Below are 17,929 nucleotides of genomic sequence, written 5' to 3'. Positions count from 1 at the left end.
CTCAGGAGCCGGCCCCCGCGGGGACCTCCGTCGGCACGTCGAACCAAGACCCTGCCAGCTCCTCGATCTGGCTGTCGTTCAGAGCCCCCTGGAAGACCCAGACGTCGTCGACGTTGCCGCCGAAGTACTCACTCCAGGCACCGTCGTTCTTCGCCCGGCCGACCTGCAGCGAGCCGACCGCCTTGAAGCTGAGGACGTCGTCGCCGGTGGACGCACGATCCTCGCAGGAGCCTGTGTCACCGTCCGAGCAGGCGACTTCCTGCAGCATGCCGTTGATATACAGGCGAGCTTGCTTGGCAAAGCCGTCGTAGACCACCGCAAGGTGGTTCCACTCGCGCACGTCGTAGAACTCGCTGTTCGTCACGCGCTCGTACGCCGCCGACGCACCGTCCTTGTCGGGCATGGCCAACTCCCAACGTCCCTGTGCGTCGGGGTTCTTGGGGTCGGGCACGAAGCGCACCGAGAAGGCACTCTGCCTTGAGCCCGCCGCGCTCACTACGGACACCCCGCCCTTCGGTATCGAGGCGGCCCGCGCCCAGGCAGTCGCTGTGAAGCTGGTGCCGGTGTCGACGGGCACCGAGGAGGTGGCGGCATAGCCGGAGGAGCCGTTGAGGACCAGGCCGCTGTCGCCCATGTAGGCGCCCTCGGCGTCCACCGCGGCGCTGCCGCCGAGGGTCATCTTGTGGCCCCATTCGGAGTCGTCAGGGGTGCCTGCGGACTCCGTTGCGTCGAACTTCCAGCGACCCTTGACCAGCGGCCGTTGTTGGAACAGCTGCCGGGCCTCGTCGGCCGACACGGGGCGGTCGTAGAGGCGTACGTCGTCGATCTCGCCAGGGAAGAACGCGCCGGGCTTGCCGTCGTAGTTGCCCGCGCCGATGAACATCGACCCGTCGGCGCGGAAGGCCCCGCCAAGTTTGGTCGAACCGGCCACCTGGCCGTTGATGTACAGGGTCAAGGTGTCGGCGACGGTGTCGTGCACGCCGGTCAGCTGGACCCACTCGTCGGCCTTCACGCGTCCGGGCTTGTCCGCCATCGCGCGGATGATGCCTGCGCCCGCCTTGTCCTCCGCGTACTGGTTGAAGGCCCAGCGGTCGAGTTCCTTGGAGTAGTACAACTCGAAGCCGGGGCTGTGCTCACCCGCCTGCGCGGTGATGATCGCCGGGCCGCTCGGCTTCCTGTCGAGTTTGGCCCAGGTGGAGATGGTGAAGCTGCGCGAGGTGTTCACGTGCGGGCCGCGGCTCTGGCCGATGCGGGCGTAGCCGTCCGTGCCGTTGAATGTGACCGCGTTGCCCGCTACGCCCTTGCGGCCGGCGATGACCCCGCCGTGGAACTTCGCGGGCAGCACGTCGCCGTGGCCCTCGACGACGGTTGCCGACTCCGGCTCGTCCAGTGGGAAGACTGCGACCGCCGGGCGGCCCGGATCCCCGATCTGCTTCAGGTCGTGCAGCTTGGCCACCTCGTTCGCGGAGACCTTCTTGTCGAAGATCTGCACGTCGTCGACCGCGCCCGGGAAGAACGCGCCGGGCTTGCCACTGTACGATCCTGCGCCGAGCTGCAGGCCGCGCCGGGCGTTCCAGGGCTTCGGCAGATCCGCCTCACCCGTCAACTTGCCGTCCACATAAAGCTGCAGACGCTTGCCCATGCTGTCGTAAGCGCCGACCAGGTGTTGCCACTCGTCAGCCTTCACGCCTCCGGGCTTGTCCGCCATCGCGCGGATGATGCCTGCGCCCGCCTTGTCCTCCGCGTACTGGTTGAACACCCAGCGGTCGAGATCCTTGGAGTAGTACAACTCGAAGCCCGGGCTGTGGTTGCCCGGCTGGGTCAGGGCGATTGCCGATTGGTCCGGCTTCTTGTCAAGCTTCACCCAGGTCGAGACGGAGAAGCCGCTGTCGGTGTTCACCACCGGGATGTCAGTTTTCGCGTATCCGCTGTTGCCGTCGAAGTGCAGCGCGGCGCCCTTCTTGCCGGCGACACCGGCCTTCGCTCCGCCGTGAAGACTGGCTGTGCGTGCGGGAGTCGACCCCTTGGACTCGGTGGCGCCTGTGCCCTCGTCCATCTGCCAGGTGGCACGCTCGGGCTGTCCGGCCTTCACGCGGTACTGGTATGTGCGGACCTCCGAGGCGTTGCCTGCCTTGTCGAAAGCCTGCGCGGTCACGAAGTTCAGGCCCGGCCTGCCGGGCAGGATCTTCGCGGTCTTGGCCGCGCCGCCGGAGGTGGACAGCTCGTGTTTGGCACTCGGGTCGGCGTTGATGCCGTACCGGTAGCGGGTCACGTCCGTGGACGACGACTTCAGGGAGAAGCTGCCGTACTGGCCCACCCCGTCGAACCACGGGTCATCGGGGTTCCCCGGATCCGAGGCCGGGTACTCGCCCGAGGAAACCGCGGGCGCCTTGGGCACACCGGTGTCATACACGAAGTAGCAGCCGGTCGGATCGCCCGCCCACGACCACGGCGAGTACTGCGCCCCGTCGTAGGAGCGCACGTACCAGTGGACCTGCTTGTTGGCCGGGATCGACTTCGGCAGGCTGACGGAGAAGTTGGAGCCGGACTTCTTCGCCGACGTACGCGCGGGCTTCCAACGCGCGATCAGGCCCTTACCGTCACCCGCGTCCCACTTCGCCTCGAACTGCACCGACACGCTGTCCTTGTCGGGGTCGGTGATGTTGTTGGCGTAGATCTTGCCGAGGGTGCGCACCCGTGGCGCGCTCCCGGGCTTCTTGCAGACGCCGCCGTACTCCATCGTCAGCTGCGACATCTTGATCTGTGACGGCGGGCGGTTGTACTTCACCCGCAGGTAAGCCTTGTCGGAGAACCGCTTCCAGCCGTACTTGTCGCTCTCCGACGCGGCCTTCATGCCGAAGGTGATGTTGGACCACTTCTTGTCGGCGGCCTCCTGCACCGCGGACTTGATGTTGAATTCCGCGTCCCTGGACCCGCAACCGGAGGCGCCGTGGGCGAACGACTCCGTGGCCAGCTTCTTCTCCCAGAAGCCGGACGTGCTCTGCGAGTTCCAGGTGGTCTTGTTGTTGATCCCCTTGGTGCGCCACAGCTGCACCTCGCGCTTCGAGCACGACGCCGAGTGCACATTGCGCACCACGAACTCCGCGGACAGGATCGACTTGCCCGCGAATTTGGCGGTCGGGATCTGGTAAAAGAGCCGCTTCGTGTCGTGCGGCGCGCAGTAGCTCCAGCCGCAGTAGCCGAGGCCCGCATCGTGCTTACCGTTGAACTTCCACTGCGGAGAACCGGCCCAGTACTTGGAGGCCATTGTCCAGGTCGACGCGCGCGGTGAGTACCACTGGGGGTCGATGAACACCGGATACGTGGTGTCCTTGCCCGCCAGGACGTCTTGGTCCGGCTTCAGGACCAGCGCGTCGCCCTTGGCGGGGAGGTCCACGTCGACGGTGGCGAGCTTGCCGGACTCGGCTGCGCCGGGTTCGGGCTTGCTGTGACCGAGTTCCGCGGACAAGGCAGCGGTCCGTGCCGTCGGCGCAGCAGCCTCCTCAGGGCCGTCGGTGCCACCCGCGGCATCGGAAGTGCCAGACTTGTCTGAGTCGCCGGAGCTCGAGTCCCACATCATCGGTTTCGGCGCCTCGAAGACGACGCCCTTGGCGCCCTTGTCGGCGGCCTCCAGACCGCCAGCCGCCGTCTCGCGCGTGTCCAGACCCACGGCACTGAGATTCAGCTTGAGTTCGGTGAGCTCCGAACTGGCGGCGGCCTTGGCCGACTTGACCACGAGGAGCTGAGTAAAGCCGTCCTCCTGCGCCCCCATGCGCAGATCCACATCCGGCAGCACGTTCGTATACGTGGCGGTGGCGCCGTTGAGCCGCGGCTCGGGCAGCTTCCCCGGCCAGGACAGGGCCAGCTCACGCCCCGCCTTCGTCATCCGTACCAGGGGACGGTCATCCCCGCCACCGGAGAACGCGAGCCCCACAGTCGTCACCTTCGGCGCGACCATGCCGTCGGTGGAGTCTGCCAGATCGGTATCGATCGGCTTCCACGCGCCGCCGACCCGCGCCCGCACCGGGCGCAGATACTCGCGGGCCTCCAAGTCCCCCTCGGGCGTGGCGAAGACGTCGCTGCTCTCTCCACGGAGCGCCGCGATCTCCACACTCTCGCCGGTCCGCCTGGCCTCGGCCCGCGCCTCGTCCTCAGACAGCGGCGCAGACGACGAATCCGCGTCGGTCCGCGCCTGCTTTCCGGCCGTGGCCGAGTCCTGCCCGGCCGCCGACGCGGCCGCCGCCCCGGGCGGCAGCCCGAACGTCAGCGCTCCGCTCAGCGCGAGCGCGGAAGCCCCGCCGACGACGCCACCGGCGACTCCTCCGACGCCACGCCTGCGCGCATGCGTCCCCATCACCACACCCCACCCCAAAAATGAGAAATTCCTGAAAGTAACCGGCAGAACCTAACTGTCGGGGTGAGGAGGTAGGCAAGCCGACTAATGCGGACAAAGAAGAGTGAATACACTTAAGGGATGGTGACGAATCCCATAGCCCTACATAGTTGCATGAACAGCGGAAACGATCCCATCTCGCCGCAGTCACGTGGTTATCACGCCGCACTCTGACGGCATGCCAGGAGTGCCTGGTTTCGGCAACGTGCTCTTTCCGGTCGACGACTTCGAAGAGGCCGTCGCCTTCTACGAGCGGGCAGGGTTCGCGGTGACGCACCGGCTTACCGCGTTCGACGAGGGCCCAAGCTTGGGCAAGAGCGCGGTTGGCGGTGTGCTGGGTGGGTGAGCTCTCCACCTGAGGGCTGTTTGGGGCCGGTGGTGACCCAGAGGCCTCGGCGTGCCGGGGTGGCGGGCTCTGCCCCTGCCCCGCGAGTAGCGCCAACTGGGGCTACGTCCAGCGGGACAGGGCCAAGCCAGCGCGCTCGAGAGTGATGGACGGCCGGTAGGCCCCTGCCGTCATCTGTTCGCACGTACCGGAAGGGAGTTTCAGGCGTTACTGAGGTTGAACTCGCGAAGTCGTCGGGGTGAGGGATAGGCCGGTTCCAGCGATGCAGCCGTCGATGAGGTCGCTGCGGTACTGGATGGTGCGCAAGCCGTGCCTGACGGTCTGGACCAGGTGCTCGGGACTGGTGAAAGCGACGTTGCTGAGCCAGCTTCGCCGCAGCAGGGACCAGATGCCCTCGACCGGATTGAGATCCGGCGCGTATGAAGGCAGTTGATGGACGATCAGCCAGTCCCGCTCGGCGATCCAGGTGCGCATCCTGGCGTCCAGGTGCACGTAGTCAACTCATCGTCGTCCTGTCCAGATCAGGTTCGGTGCCGGTTCGGACGAAGTCTCCCGGGAGCGGTCGGGGCATGCGGTGGCGCTGAGGGCAGTGGGACGGTTGCATAGCACCGTTCTGGACGGGGGTCTGACTCTTGACTTTTTTGACCGAAGTGTCTTGTCACGGGCATGTCGACTGCCGTTGTGGATGGTGCCTGCTGTCACCGAGCCACAGGGCGTGTCCCAATAGGGGCCTTGCCGTCCTTCAGGCGCCATCACGGTTCAGACCGCCCGACCGGCAGGTGCCAGCCACCCAGCACATCACCACGCGGGAGGCGGACCACCATGACGATCAGACAGCGCAGCACCTTTTCCACCAGCACAGGCCCGCCTGCCCGGGGCGAGGTCGTCCTGGGCGTGGACACGCACGGCGAGGTCCATGTCGCCGCAGTGGTCTGCTCACTGGGCCAGACCCTGGGCATCAAGTCCTTTCCGGCCGCGGCGGCCGGCTACCGTCGGCTCCTCGCCTGGGTTCGCAAGTTAGGCACGGTGCGCCGCGCCGGAGTGGAAGGCACCGGTACCTTCGGCGCGGGCTTGTCCCGCTACCTCCTGGCGCAGCAGGTCGTGGTGTTCGAGGTGAACCGGCCCGACCGCTCGGCTCGTCGACTGCTCGGGAAGTCGGACCCGCTCGACGCACAGGCCGCCGCGCGGGCCGTGCTCAGCGGTCGCGCCAGGGCCCGCGCCAAGACCGGCGACGGTCCGGTGCAGAGCGCCCGGATGTTCAAGATTGCCAAGGATTCCGCGGTCAAGGCCCGCACCCAGGCGATCAACCAGCTCAAGGCCGTCCTGGTCGTAGCCGACCCGCCCCTGCGGGAGCGACTATCCGGCCTGGGCAACCGCGAACTGTTCCGCACCTGCGCACGCCTCAGCCCGTGCGAGGGCGAGGCCGACGGGAGCGATGAGGACCCTGTAGCCGAGGCCACTCTCATGACGCTGAGTATGCTGGCTCAGCGCATCGAGCAGCTCACCGGGCAGATCGACGAGCTGAATCAGCGACTGACCGGGTTCGTTGAACTCCATGCTCCACAGCTGCTCGCGCCAGTGGGTATCGGCCCGGACTCCGCTGCAACGCTCCTGATCACCATGGGCGACAATCCCGAGCGGCTGAGCACCGAAGCATCTTTCGCCGCCCTGTGCGGAGTCAGCCCCATCGAGTACTCCTCGGGCGGCCGGCGCTCGCGCCGGCTCAACCACGGCGGCGACCGGCAGGCGAACGCCGCTCTGCACCGTATCGTGTTCACCCGCCTGCGCCACGACCGCACCCAGGCGTACTACGAACGCCGTACCCAGGAGGGCAAGACTCGGCGTGAGATCATCCGATGCCTCAAGCGATATGCCGCCCGCGAGGTCTTCAACCTGGTCAGGACGGTCTCTACCGACCCCCGTTATAGGGGCGTCCGTGACTGATGAGAGGGTCGGGCGGGTGAGTGAGACACCGATGAACACCCTGCAATACCGCTTTGACGGGCCAGAAGACGCCCCAGTCCTGATCTTGGGTGCCTCACTGGGTACCACATGGCACATGTGGGACAGGCAGATACCCGAGCTGACCCGGCACTGGCGGGTGTTCCGCTTCGACATGCCCGGGCACGGCGGGGCGCCCGCTCATCCCTGTGGGTCCGTGGGGGAGCTCGCCGCGCGGCTGCTCGCGACGCTCGACGAGCTCGGGGTGCAGCGCTTCGGGTACGCGGGCTGTGCCTTCGGCGGGGCCATCGGCGTCGAGCTGGCCCTGCGGCATCCGCAGCGCGTCGCGTCGCTGGCGCTGATCGCCGCGTCGCCGCGGTTCGGCACCGCCGACGAGTTCCGGCAGCGCGGTGTCATCGTGCGCAGCAACGGGCTCGACCCGATCGCGCGGTCCGCGCCCGACCGCTGGTTCACGCCGGGGTTCGCCGCCGCGCAGCCCGCGATCACCGACTGGGCCGTGCAGATGGTGCGCACCACCGACCCGGGGTGCTACATCGCCGCCTGCGAGGCGCTCGCCGCCTTCGACGTACGGGCCGAGCTGGGCAGGATCGGGGTGCCCACGCTGGTGCTCGTCGGGTCGGAGGACCAGGTCACGGGGCAGGGGGAGGCGCGCACGCTCGTCGCGGGGGTGCCGGACGCGCGGCTCGCCGTGGTGCCGGGGGCCTCGCACCTCGCGCCCGTCGAGCAGCCCGCCGCGGTGACCGACCTGCTCGTACGGCACTTCTCCTCGGCCTGGCAGGACCCGCAGGCCGCGATCACCGCGCCGCCGGTCAAGCCCGTGCTCGCCCCGCCGCTGGCGCCGCCCATGGCGGAGATCGCGCCCATGGAGCAGCCCGAGGCCGTGGAGGGGGCCGTCAGGCCCGATCCGTACGAGGCGGGGATCAAGGTCCGCCGCGAGGTGCTCGGCGACGCCCACGTCGACCAGGCGCTCGCCGCCGCCGACGACTTCTCGGGCGACTTCCAGGAGCTCATCACGCGCTACGCGTGGGGCGAGGTCTGGAACCGCCCAGGCCTCGACCGCCGCTCCCGCAGCTGCGTCACCCTCACCGCGCTGGTCGCGGGCGGGCACCTGGACGAGCTGGCCTTCCACACCAGGGCCGCGCTGCGCAACGGACTGACGCCCGCCGAGATCAAGGAAGTGCTGCTTCAGGCCGCCGTCTACTGCGGCGTCCCCGCGGCGAACGCCGCCTTCAAGGTCGCGCAGGGCGTGATCCGCGAGGAAACCACCCCCCAGGAGTAGCAGGATGGAGGCATGACGACCTCCACGAAGCGGATCACGTTCACGAAGAAGTCCCACGCGTGCGTGCGTCTCGAAAAGGACGGACGCACGCTCGTCATCGACCCGGGCGTCTTCAGCGAGGACGACGCGGCCCTGGGCGCCGACGCGATCCTCGTCACCCACGAGCACCCCGACCACTTCGACGCGGAGCGGCTGCGGGCGGGTCTGACGGCCAACCCGGCCGCCGAGATCTGGACCCTCAAGTCCGTCGCCGACCAGCTCTCCGCGGCCTTTCCCGGGCGGGTGCACACCGTCGGGAACGGCGACGCGTTCACGGCCGCCGGTTTCGACGTCCAGGTGCACGGCGAGCTGCACGCCGTGATCCACCCGGACATCCCGCGGATCACCAACGTCGGCTATCTGGTGGACGGTTCGGTCTTCCACCCCGGCGACGCGCTGACCGTCCCCGACCAGCCCGTCGAGACGCTGATGCTCCCCGTGATGGCCCCCTGGAACAAGATCTCCGAAGTCATCGAGTACGTACGCGAGGTCAAGCCCCAACGCGCGTACGACATCCACGACGCGCTGCTCACCGACCTCGCCCGGCCGATCTACGACAGCCAGATCGGCTCCCTGGGCGGCGCGGAGCACCTGCGTCTGACCCCCGGGGAGTCGGCCGACCTGTGACTGTCAGTGGCGCCCGGTAGGTTGTGAGGCATGCGCATTGCGACCTGGAACGTGAACTCGATCACCGCTCGGCTGCCGAGGCTCCTGGCCTGGCTGGAGAACACCGGCACGGACGTGCTGTGCATCCAGGAGACCAAGACGACGGCCGAGGCGTTCCCCGCCGACGAGCTCCGCGAGCTCGGCTACGAGTCGGCGGTGAACGCGACCGGGCGGTGGAACGGCGTCGCGCTCGTCTCCAAGGCGGGGCTCGACGACGTCGTCAAGGGCCTGCCGGGCGGCCCCGACTACGAAGGCGCGGAGGAACCCCGCGCCATCTCCGCGACCTGCGGCCCGGTCCGCGTCTGGTCGGTGTACGTGCCGAACGGCCGAGAGGTGGAGCACGCGCACTACGCGTACAAGCTCCAGTGGTTCGAGGCCCTGAAGGCGGCGGTCGCCGGGGACGCGGCGGGGGCGCGGCCCTTCGCGGTCCTCGGTGACTTCAACGTCGCGCCGACCGACGACGACGTCTGGGACCCGAAGCTCTTCGAGGGCGCCACGCACGTCACACCGGCCGAGCGCGCCGCCCTCGCGGCCCTGCGCGAGACGGGCCTGAGCGATGTCGTGCCGCGCCCCCTCAAGTACGCCCACCCGTTCACGTTCTGGGACTACCGGGAGCTCGGCTTCCCCAAGAACAAGGGCATGCGCATCGACCTCGCCTACGGGAACGAGCCCTTCGTCAAGGCGGTCACCGACGCGTACGTGGACCGTGAGGAGCGCAAGGGCAAGGGCGCGTCCGACCACGCGCCCGTCGTCTTCGACCTGGACGTGTAGGGGCTTGAGCCCGTCCGGCGTTTGAGGACGAACTCGGCGGAGCCGGTGATCTACCGCGCCAGAAGGCGCAGATCAACCGACTCCGCGAGGGCGGCGAGCCCCGCGTCGCCCGGATGCAGATGGTCCCCGCTGTCGTAGGCGGGGAGCATCCGCGCCGGATGCGCGGGGTCCCGAAGGACCGCGTCGAAGTCGAGCACCGCGTCGTAGTCATCGGTGCCACGGATGTACGCGTTGACCGCCTGACGCTGCGCCTCGGCCGCCGCCGTGCAGAGCGACTCGCCCTCGCAGGGCGTGATCGTCGCGGCGACGGCCCGGAGCCCGCGCGCGTGGGCGCGGTCCGCGATCTCCCGCAGGCCCGCGACGACCTGGTCGGCCGACGCGCCCCAGCGCACGTCGTTGACCCCTTCGAAGACCACCACGGTGCGCGCCGACGTCTGCGCGAGGACGTCGCGGTCCAGGCGGTGCAGCGCGCTCACGCCGCCGGTGTCGGTGGAGACGCCGTCGCCCGGGTAGCGGTCGGCGATGACGCGGTTCGCCGAGATGCCCTGGTTGAGGACGCCGTAGCGCGGTACGTCCGACTGGTTCAGGAGGCGGGTCGCGAGGACGTTGGGCCAGCGGTGGTTGGCGTCCTGCGTCGATTTCACGCCGTCGGTGATGGAGTCGCCGAGCAGCACCACGGATCCGGGGCCGCCGCCCACGTCGACTCCGGTGAGCAGCGGCCAGCTCGTGATCGTCGAGGTGTACGCCGTGCCGGAGCTCTCCGCGGCGTGGTCGCCCGGCGTGCTCACGTACGAACGCTGGATGGCCTGGCTGTGCACGGGCGCCGTCGTCACGGGTCCCGGCAGGTGGAAGCTGACCAGCAGGTTCGCGTCGGCGGGCACGTCGAAGTCGAGCGGATCGCTGAACGCCTGGGCGCCCGCCGGGACCTCGGTGCCCGCGGAGCCGCGGAAGGAGAGCCGCCGCGGCTCGGCCGCGGCACCCGCCCCCGCGCCCTGCACGGCCACGGTCGCACCGCCGATCCGCACCGGAGCGGCCGCGAAGGTGTTGTCGAGCCTGATCCGCACCCGGGGACCGCCGGTGCTGGTGTGGACGACGAGACGTACGGTGCGGTCGGTCCAGGGGCCCACCGTGGTGTATCCGGCGGTCGACGCCGACCAGGTGCCCGTCCAGCCCTTGGTCTGGGCCCGCACCGAGAGGGCGAACACGTGCAGGTCCGCGGCGCCGGGATCGCGCGGCAGGTCCACCGACGCGGCCTCGCGCCCCCGGACCAGTGGCACCGTCACGACGTACAGCCTTGCCTGCTCGGCGAGTTGGCCGCCGGGCGTGTTGATGTGCGGCAGGGCTACGGACTTGGTGGCGGGCGGGCCCGAGCGCCAGTCGGGCGCGGCGAGCCGGTAGGTGCCGCGCGAGCCGTCCTGGTAGCGCACGGTCCCGGTGCCCGTCGCTTCGCCGCCGGTGCCCGCGACCAGGAAGGCGAGGGCGTCGCCGCGGCCGCGGACCCGGACCGACTGGCCGTCGGCGCGCACGTTGTCGTCGTCGCCGGGACCGGTGCGGGGCCAGGTGAGGCGGCTGCCGTCAACGGCCAGGGTGCGGCCGGGAGTCCAGCCCGCGGCGGTCAGGTCACGTGCGGAGAGTGAGCTCCCGGAGCCGTCGAAGTCGGCGTCGGCGGGGCGGGCGTCGTCGCTGACCGCCCGGTTGTCGAAGAGCCGGTCCAGGGGGAGCGGCCGGGGTCCGTGTCCGGTGGCGGCCCCGGTGGTGGCCCCGGTGGTGGCCTCGGCGGACGCCACCGGGGCGATTCCGGTGAGCAGGGCGAGCGTGGCGGCGGCTCCCCAGATTCTTCGGCGCGAGATCGCTCGACGCAAGATCCTTCGGCGCACGACAGGCCCCTCCCGCGTGATGACGGATGCGCCATGAAGCTAAGGAGGTGGCGGAGGCGCGTCAATGAGCCGCACGTGAACTCGGCGCGAACTCGGCGCGGCGACGGGGAGCGGGCGGGCCGCACGCCCGGGACCTTGCGCGGATCCAAGTATTTAGTAGAGTAACTCAAGTAATTACTCAGGCAGTTACTCAATCAATGAGCACAGCAACCGATGGGAGCCGGTGTGGGCGAGGTCGAGGCGGAGGGCCGGTTATGGGACCGAGGGATCCAGAACTGGGCCGAGTACCAAGAGGCCCAGTTCCAGTCGTCCTTCGAGGACGCGCTGGGCCAGGCAGGGGTCGGACCCGGCGGCAAGGTGCTCGACGTGGGCTGCGGATCGGGGCTGCTGCTGCGGCTCGCCGCCGCGCGCGGTGCCGCGACGGCGGGGCTCGACGCCTCGCCGGGACTGCTCGGCATCGCCTGCGAGCGACTGCCCGAAGGATCCGACCTGCGCGTCGGTGATCTTCAGGAACTACCCTACGGAGACGGGGAGTTCGACGTGCTCCTCTCGTTCAACGCGCTGCGCTACGCGCGCGATCCGGTCGCCGCGGTGCGCGGCTTCGGCCGGGTCGTGCGGTCCGGCGGAGCGGTCGTCGTCGGCGGCTGGGGCGAACCGGCCAAGTGCGAGACCACCGCGATGCTCTTCGACGTGCTCGCGCTGCTGCCCGAGCCCCCGGCGGGATCCGGGGCCGACGCGGCCAACACGCCCACGGAGGTGCGGCGCGCGGTGCGCGAGGCCGGGCTGCCGATCGTCTTCACCAAGGAGCTCTCCTGCCCCTTCGACTACCCGGACCTGGCGACGGCGTGGTCGGCCCTCGGCGCCACGGGGCTGCTGCAGCACGCGAGTTCGGCGGTGGGCGAGCGCGCCGTCCGCGCCGTGTTCGACCGGCACTTCAGGGGCTCCGTACGCGCTGACGGCACCGTCGTGCAGCACAACACCTGCGAGTACGCGATCGCCCGAGTTCCGTAACGCGAAAGGGAGTTCGTCCATGCACACCACACTGATCGTCGCGCGGCACCTGCCCGGGAGCGAGGCCGAGATCGCCCGCCTCTTCGCCGAGTCGGATGCCAGCGGACTGCCCGAGCAGATCGGCGTCCGCACCCGCAAGCTCTTCACCTTCCACGACGTGTACATCCACCAGGTCGAGTCCGAGGTCGCGGCGGGACCGAGCATCGAGAGCCACCGCAAGAACCCGCTCTTCCAGCAGATCAGCAAGGCGCTCGACGAGTACATCCAGCCCTACCAAGGCAGTTGGGGCTCCATCCACGCCGCGTCGGCCACGCAGTTCTACCAGTGGGAGCGGGGTCGCGGCGTCGTCCCTGTCGAGTAGTCGTCCCGCCATGGCGGACCACAAGGGATGCCGTACGCGGACGGAGGGCGCGAGCGGGCGCGGGCTCGCCCTGATCTGCGCGCTCGCGGTCCTGCCGCTGGCCGCCGCGGCACTGCTGCTGTGGCAGGGGGTGGGGTCAGGGCCCGCGTCCGGCACGGGCGGTGGCGTCCGCGAGGGCGGCTCGGGAGGCTCCGGTGACGGCACGACCGGCTGGCGCCTGCTGCTCGCCCTCGCGGTGATCATCGCCGCCGCGCGGGCCGTGGGCGCCCTCTTCAGCCGGTTCCTCGGCCAGCCCGGAGTGGTCGGCGAGATGGTGGCGGGCATCGTGCTCGGCCCCTCGGTCCTCGGCCTGCTCGCTCCCGGCCTCTACCGCGCGCTGTTCCCCGGGGCACTCCTTCCGCACATCGAGGCGGTCTCCCAACTCGGCCTCGCGCTCTTCATGTTCCTGGTGGGCCTGGAGTTCGGCGCGGCCCGGCGCGATGGGCAGGGGCGCACCGGCCTCGCCGTCGGCGTCGTGGGGGTCGCGCTGCCGTGCGCCCTCGGCATCGGGCTCGGCTGCGCGATGTACCGGACGCTCGCCCCGCACGGCGTGGAGTTCGTGCCCTTCGCCCTCTTCATCGGCGTCGCCATGAGCGTGACCGCCTTCCCCGTACTCGCCCGTCTCCTGATGGAGCGCGGTCTCCTGCAGTCGCGCGCCGGATCGCTCGCGGTGCTCGGCGCGGCCGTCGCCGACCTGGTCTGCTGGCTGCTGCTCGCCCTCGTGGTGACCCTGCTGCGCAGTTCGTCGCCGCTGGGCGTGGTGCGCACGCTCGCGCTGACCGCGCTGTTCCTCGCGGGCATGCTGCTCCTCGTACGACCCTTGCTGCGCAAGGCACTTGTCCGTCCCGAGCGGTGGCTGCCCGACGGCGGGCTGCTCGCGCTGGTGCTGATCGGCGTGCTGCTCTCGGCCGTGGCGACCGAACGGATCGGGGTGCATCTGATCTTCGGCGCCTTCTTGTTCGGGGCGGTCTGTCCGGCGGGCGTGCCCGCGCTGGACGCCGTGCGGGACCGGATGCGGGAGTTCACGACGTCGGTGCTGCTCCCGCCGTTCTTCGCGTACGTCGGTCTCAAGACGGACCTCGGGCTGCTCGCCGACGACGCCGGTCTCTGGCTGTGGGCGGGGGCGACCCTGGTCGTCGCGGTGGCGGGCAAGGTCGTGGGCTGCGCCGCCGCGGCCGCGCTGATGGGCGTGGAGCGCGCGGACGCGCTGCGCGTGGGCACGCTGATGAACTGCCGCGGCCTGACCGAACTGGTCATCCTCACCATCGGCCGTGAGCTCGGCGTGCTCACGCCTTCGCTGTTCACCGTGCTCGTGCTCGTCGCGCTCGCCGCGACGGTGATGACCGCGCCGCTCCTGGACGTGCTCGACCGGCGGACGGCGGACGCGGCACTTCTATCCATCCACCAGTGACTTCTGCAATGATTGACCAAGTCCGCCGTTTTCCCCACCGGCGGTCTCGAAGCACGTCACAGCAGAGGTGAGCGAACATGACCACGATCACGGCGCCGCCCGCGGCCGGCAAGGCGGCGGAGAGCGCGCTGCTCGGCAGCCTGTTGGACTTCGCGCAGGCCCACCAGGACCAACTGGTGCGCACCGCCTCCGACTTGGGCATCACCGTGCCCCAGGCGAGGGCGCTCTACCACGTCGTCACGGCGCCCACCGTGCGGAAACTCGCTGTGAAGCTGCGTTGCGATGCCTCCTATGTCACGGGTCTCGTGGACCGCCTCGAAGAGCGCAAGCTCATGAAGCGGCAGGTGGATCCGGACGACCGCAGGGTCAAGATGCTCACCCTGACCGCGGCGGGCCGTCGCATGCACACGAAGGTGGCGCGCACGATGGACACGGCGCCCGCCCTCGAAGCGCTCACGGAAGAGGAGAAGACGCGGCTCGGCGCGCTCCTGGAGAAGGTGTCGGCGCAGGTGCCCGCGGGGCGCTGACGCGGTCGTTCCCGGCGCGGCCTAGGCATGGTCCGCCTCCGCCACGAGCTCGTCCGCGTACGTAGCGCGGTGGCTCCCCGACCTGAAGCACGGATCCGCCAGGACCCGGAGCAGGAACGGACGCGTCGTACGCATCCCGCGGCCCTCGATCCGGAATTCGCCCAGCGCCCGCTCCATGCGGGCCAGGGCGGCCTCCCGGTCGGGGCCCCACGTGATCACCTTGGCGAGCAGCGGGTCGTACGCGCCCGAGACGCGCGCGCCCGCGAAGCCGTAGCCGTCGACCCGGACGAAGGGGCCGCCCGGCGGCTCGTACACGTCGAGGACGCCCGGCGTGGGCGCGAACCCCCGGTCGGGGTCCTCGGCGTTGACCCGGCACTCCACTGCCACACCGCGCGGCAGCACGTCCTCCTGACGTACGGAAAGGGGCAGCCCGGCCGCCACCCGCAGCTGCTCGGCGACCAGATCGATGCCGGTGACCATCTCGGTGACCGGATGTTCCACCTGGATGCGGCAGTTGACCTCGATGAAGTGGAAGCGGTCCTGGTCGTCCACGACGAACTCGAAGGTGCCCGCGCCCTCGTATCCCGCCTCCCGGGCGCCGCGCACGGCGGCCTCCGCCATCTCCCGGGCGACGTCCGGCGCCAGCGTCGGCGCGGGCGACTCCTCGATCAGCTTCTGGCGGCGGCGTTGCACGGTGCAGTCCCGGACGCCGAGGTGGACGGCGCCGCCGTGCCGGTCGCAGAGCACCTGCACCTCGACGTGGCGGGCGGGGCGCACCAGGCGCTCCAGATAGACCCGGCCGTCGCCGAAGAGCTGCTGGGCCTCGGCGCGGGCCTCGCGGAACGCGTCGCGCAGTCCCGCGGCGTCCTGCGCCGTACGGATGCCGCGCCCGCCGCCGCCCGCCGCGGCCTTGACGAGCACGGGGTAGCCGACGGCGGTGGCGAGCGCGAGAGCGTCCGCCTCGTCGTGCGGGGGCCGCTCGCTGCCGGGCGGCAGCGGCACGCCGACGCGGCCCATCAGGGCGCGGCCCGCGGGCTTGTCGCCGAGCCGCTCGATGACGGCCGCGGGCGGGCCCACGAAGGCGAGGCCGTTCTTCGCGCAGACCTCCGCGAAGTCCCGGTCCTCGGAGAGGAGTCCGTAGCCGGGGTGGACCGCGTCGGCGCCGGTGCGCAGCGCGGCCTCGACGATGTTGTTCATCCGCAGGTAGCTGTGCCTGGCGGGCGCCGGGCCGATGCACACGGACTCGTCGGCCATGCGTACGACGGCGCTCCCGGTGTCCTCCGTGGAGTGCACGGCGACCACCGCGATGCCCAGCTCCCGGCAGGTGCGCGCGACGCGCAGCGCGATCTCGCCCCGGTTGGCGATCAGTACCTTGCGGAACACAGCGCCTCCCCGTGCCGCACCGAGCCGTCCATGTCCCGGTAGCGCCGGGTGCGCCGGGCGACGAGCTCGGCGGGGGAGAGCGCGAGGCAGTCCCGCAGGGCCCACCGGAGCGCGCCGCGCAGCCGCTCGGCGGCCAGGCCCGGGTCGGTGTGCGCGCCGCCGTCCGGCTCGCGCAGCACGCCGTCCACGATGCCGTGCCGCAGCAACCGCTCGGGCACCAGGCCGAGTTCGTCGGCGGCCCGGGGCGCGGCCGCGGGGTCCTGCCACAGGATCGCGGCGCAGCCCTCCGGACTGATCACCGAGTACGTGGCGTTCTCGCAGATCAGCACGTGGTCGGCGACGGCGAGCCCGAGCGCGCCGCCGCTGCCGCCCTCGCCGATGACGACGGCGACCACCGGGACGGGCAGGGTGCTCATCAGGCAGAGGCTCTCGGCGATCGCGAAGGCCTGTCCCTTCTCCTCCGCCTCGATGCCCGGGTGGGCGCCCGGCGTGTCGATGAGGGTCACCACGGGCAGGCCGAGGCGGGCGGCGAGACACATCAGGCGCCCCGCCTTGCGGTAACCGGCCGGGGACGCCATCGCGTAGTTGCGGGCGGCCAGTTCGGCGTGGGTGTGCCCCTTCTGGTGGCCGATGAGCATCACGGGCACGCCGTCCAGGGTGCCGATGCCGCCGACCATGGCGGCGCAGTCGCCGGAGGCGCGGTCCCCGCGCAGCTCCTCGAAGCCGTCGAGGACGCGGCCCGCGTAGTCCAGGACGGTGGGGCGCTCCAGCGCGCGCGAGCCCTTGACCACCGGCCACGGGGCGCGGTCGGGGAGGAGCGCGGGATCGGTCACGACGTACTCGGGCGGCTCGTTCACGACGTACTCGGGCGGCTCGTTCGGCGCGGGGTCGGGCGCTGGTTCGCGCGCGGGGTCGGAGAGGGGCTCGCGCGCGGGCCCCCGCCCGGCCGGGCGGTCGGCGGCCGCGAGCAGCCGCGCGAGCGCGGGGCGCAGCGCGCCGCGCCGGTACACTCCGTCCACCAGGCCGTGCTGGAGCAGGAACTCGGCGGTCTGGAAGCCGTCGGGCAGCCGCTGGCGGATCGTCTGCTCGATCACGCGCGGCCCCGCGAAGCCGAGCCGGGTGCCGGACTCGGCGACGATCACGTCGGCGAGCGTGGCGAAGGACGCGGCGACACCGCCGTACGTCGGGTCGGTGATCAGCGAGACGGTGAACACCCCGGCCGCCCGCAGCCGCGCGAACGCGGAGCCGGTCTTGGCCATCTGCATGAGCGAGTGGGCGCCCTCCTGCATCCGGGCCCCGCCCGACGCGGTGACGACGAGGAACGGCGTGCGGGTGCGCAGCGCCTCCTCGGCCGCGCGCGTGACGAGTTCGCCGACCGCGCTGCCGAGACTGCCGCCGAGGAACCGGAAGTCCATGACCGCCACGACCACGGGCCGCCCGGCCAGGCTGCCCCGCGCGCAGAGCACCGCCTCGTCGAGACCGGTGGCGGCGCGGGCGCGGGCGAGGCGCTCGGCGTACGGCTGGGTGTCGGTGAAGTCCAGCGGGTCCCGCGCGGCGACGGGGAAGTCCAACTGCCGTACGGAGCCCGGGTCCAGGAGCGTGCTCAGCCGCTCGGGAGCGCTCAGCCTGTGGTGGTGGCCGCAGTCCGGGCAGACCCGAAGGGCGCGCCGCAGCCGCGTGCGGTAGACCACCCCGCGGCAGGCGTCGCACACGGCCCAGTCGGAGTCGGTGTCCTCCACGGCCGGGTCGGATGCGGCGGCATGGTGTGGTCGGGCGCTGCTCACGGTCATCGTGTACCCCCTGTGCACGAAGCCTGCGTGATGGGTCGGCCCCACCGACCCTAATCGCGGCAGGTGGGGCCGCT

General features: G+C 70.8%; 13 protein-coding genes and 1 pseudogene. 9 read left to right on the top strand and 5 right to left on the bottom strand.

Annotation, left to right across the window (positions count from 1 at the left end; translation table 11 throughout):
• Position 1: 1 nt before the first annotated feature.
• Positions 2-4,354: a LamG-like jellyroll fold domain-containing protein gene (locus CP970_RS07295; RefSeq protein WP_079043196.1), complete on the bottom strand. Its 4,353-nt coding sequence runs from the start codon at positions 4,352-4,354 to the stop codon at positions 2-4.
• Positions 4,355-4,571: 217 nt separating this feature from the next.
• On the opposite strand from CP970_RS07295, the gene CP970_RS45940 reads away from it, so the two are divergent.
• Entirely contained in the window at positions 4,572-4,739 is a 168-nt protein-coding gene (locus CP970_RS45940; protein WP_157877651.1) for a hypothetical protein, read from the top strand.
• Positions 4,740-4,946: 207 nt separating this feature from the next.
• Here CP970_RS45940 and CP970_RS07290 read toward each other — a convergent pair.
• A pseudogene (locus CP970_RS07290) lies at positions 4,947-5,231 on the bottom strand (transposase); the annotation flags it as partial.
• A gap of 330 nt (positions 5,232-5,561) precedes the next feature.
• On the opposite strand from CP970_RS07290, the gene CP970_RS07285 reads away from it, so the two are divergent.
• The 4 genes from CP970_RS07285 to CP970_RS07270 are packed head-to-tail and all read left to right on the top strand — an operon-like array spanning position 5,562 to position 9,456.
• Positions 5,562-6,683 carry an IS110 family RNA-guided transposase gene (locus CP970_RS07285; protein WP_055544283.1) on the top strand — a complete coding sequence of 374 codons (1,122 nt, stop codon included), beginning with the start codon at positions 5,562-5,564 and terminating at the stop codon, positions 6,681-6,683.
• 16 nt (positions 6,684-6,699) lie between these two features.
• Positions 6,700-7,980 (top strand): bifunctional 3-oxoadipate enol-lactonase/4-carboxymuconolactone decarboxylase PcaDC, encoded by a 1,281-nt coding sequence (gene pcaDC, locus CP970_RS07280; protein ID WP_055544282.1) that lies wholly within the window; start codon positions 6,700-6,702, stop codon positions 7,978-7,980.
• Positions 7,981-7,992: 12 nt separating this feature from the next.
• Positions 7,993-8,646, top strand: coding sequence for an MBL fold metallo-hydrolase (locus CP970_RS07275; RefSeq protein ID WP_055544281.1), 654 nt, complete (start codon positions 7,993-7,995; stop codon positions 8,644-8,646).
• 30 nt (positions 8,647-8,676) lie between these two features.
• A complete protein-coding gene (locus CP970_RS07270; RefSeq protein WP_055544280.1) occupies positions 8,677-9,456 on the top strand; it encodes an exodeoxyribonuclease III in 780 nt (259 codons plus the stop codon).
• Between the two features lie 50 nt (positions 9,457-9,506).
• On the opposite strand, the gene CP970_RS07265 is transcribed toward CP970_RS07270, so the two are convergent.
• Positions 9,507-11,333, bottom strand: coding sequence for an SGNH/GDSL hydrolase family protein (locus tag CP970_RS07265; RefSeq protein WP_224058303.1), 1,827 nt, complete (start codon positions 11,331-11,333; stop codon positions 9,507-9,509).
• 213 nt (positions 11,334-11,546) lie between these two features.
• Between CP970_RS07265 and CP970_RS07260 the strand changes: the two genes are divergently transcribed.
• The 4 genes from CP970_RS07260 (at position 11,547) to CP970_RS07245 (ending at position 14,682) form a co-directional block, all read left to right on the top strand.
• Positions 11,547-12,344, top strand: coding sequence for a class I SAM-dependent methyltransferase (locus CP970_RS07260; protein ID WP_055544279.1), 798 nt, complete (start codon positions 11,547-11,549; stop codon positions 12,342-12,344).
• A 19-nt stretch (positions 12,345-12,363) separates the two neighbouring features.
• Positions 12,364-12,705 (top strand): TcmI family type II polyketide cyclase, encoded by a 342-nt coding sequence (locus CP970_RS07255; protein WP_055544278.1) that lies wholly within the window; start codon positions 12,364-12,366, stop codon positions 12,703-12,705.
• A gap of 10 nt (positions 12,706-12,715) precedes the next feature.
• A complete protein-coding gene (locus CP970_RS07250; protein ID WP_055544277.1) occupies positions 12,716-14,155 on the top strand; it encodes a cation:proton antiporter domain-containing protein in 1,440 nt (479 codons plus the stop codon).
• A 77-nt stretch (positions 14,156-14,232) separates the two neighbouring features.
• Entirely contained in the window at positions 14,233-14,682 is a 450-nt protein-coding gene (locus tag CP970_RS07245; RefSeq protein WP_055544276.1) for a MarR family winged helix-turn-helix transcriptional regulator, read from the top strand.
• A gap of 21 nt (positions 14,683-14,703) precedes the next feature.
• On the opposite strand, the gene CP970_RS07240 is transcribed toward CP970_RS07245, so the two are convergent.
• Positions 14,704-16,065: an acetyl-CoA carboxylase biotin carboxylase subunit gene (locus tag CP970_RS07240; RefSeq protein ID WP_055544275.1), complete on the bottom strand. Its 1,362-nt coding sequence runs from the start codon at positions 16,063-16,065 to the stop codon at positions 14,704-14,706.
• Complete coding sequence (gene accD / locus CP970_RS07235) at positions 16,047-17,855, bottom strand: acetyl-CoA carboxylase, carboxyltransferase subunit beta (RefSeq protein ID WP_079043195.1); 1,809 nt, start codon at positions 17,853-17,855, stop codon at positions 16,047-16,049. The genes CP970_RS07240 and accD overlap by 19 nt, the downstream gene beginning before the upstream one ends.
• Between the last annotated feature and the right edge of the window lie 74 nt (positions 17,856-17,929).

Origin of the sequence: Streptomyces kanamyceticus (genome assembly GCF_008704495.1) — a bacterium.
Taxonomy (GTDB): Bacteria; Actinomycetota; Actinomycetes; order Streptomycetales; family Streptomycetaceae; genus Streptomyces; species Streptomyces kanamyceticus.
The sequence above is the reverse complement of the archived record's forward strand: the minus strand, read 5'-3'. Positions and strand labels throughout refer to the sequence as shown.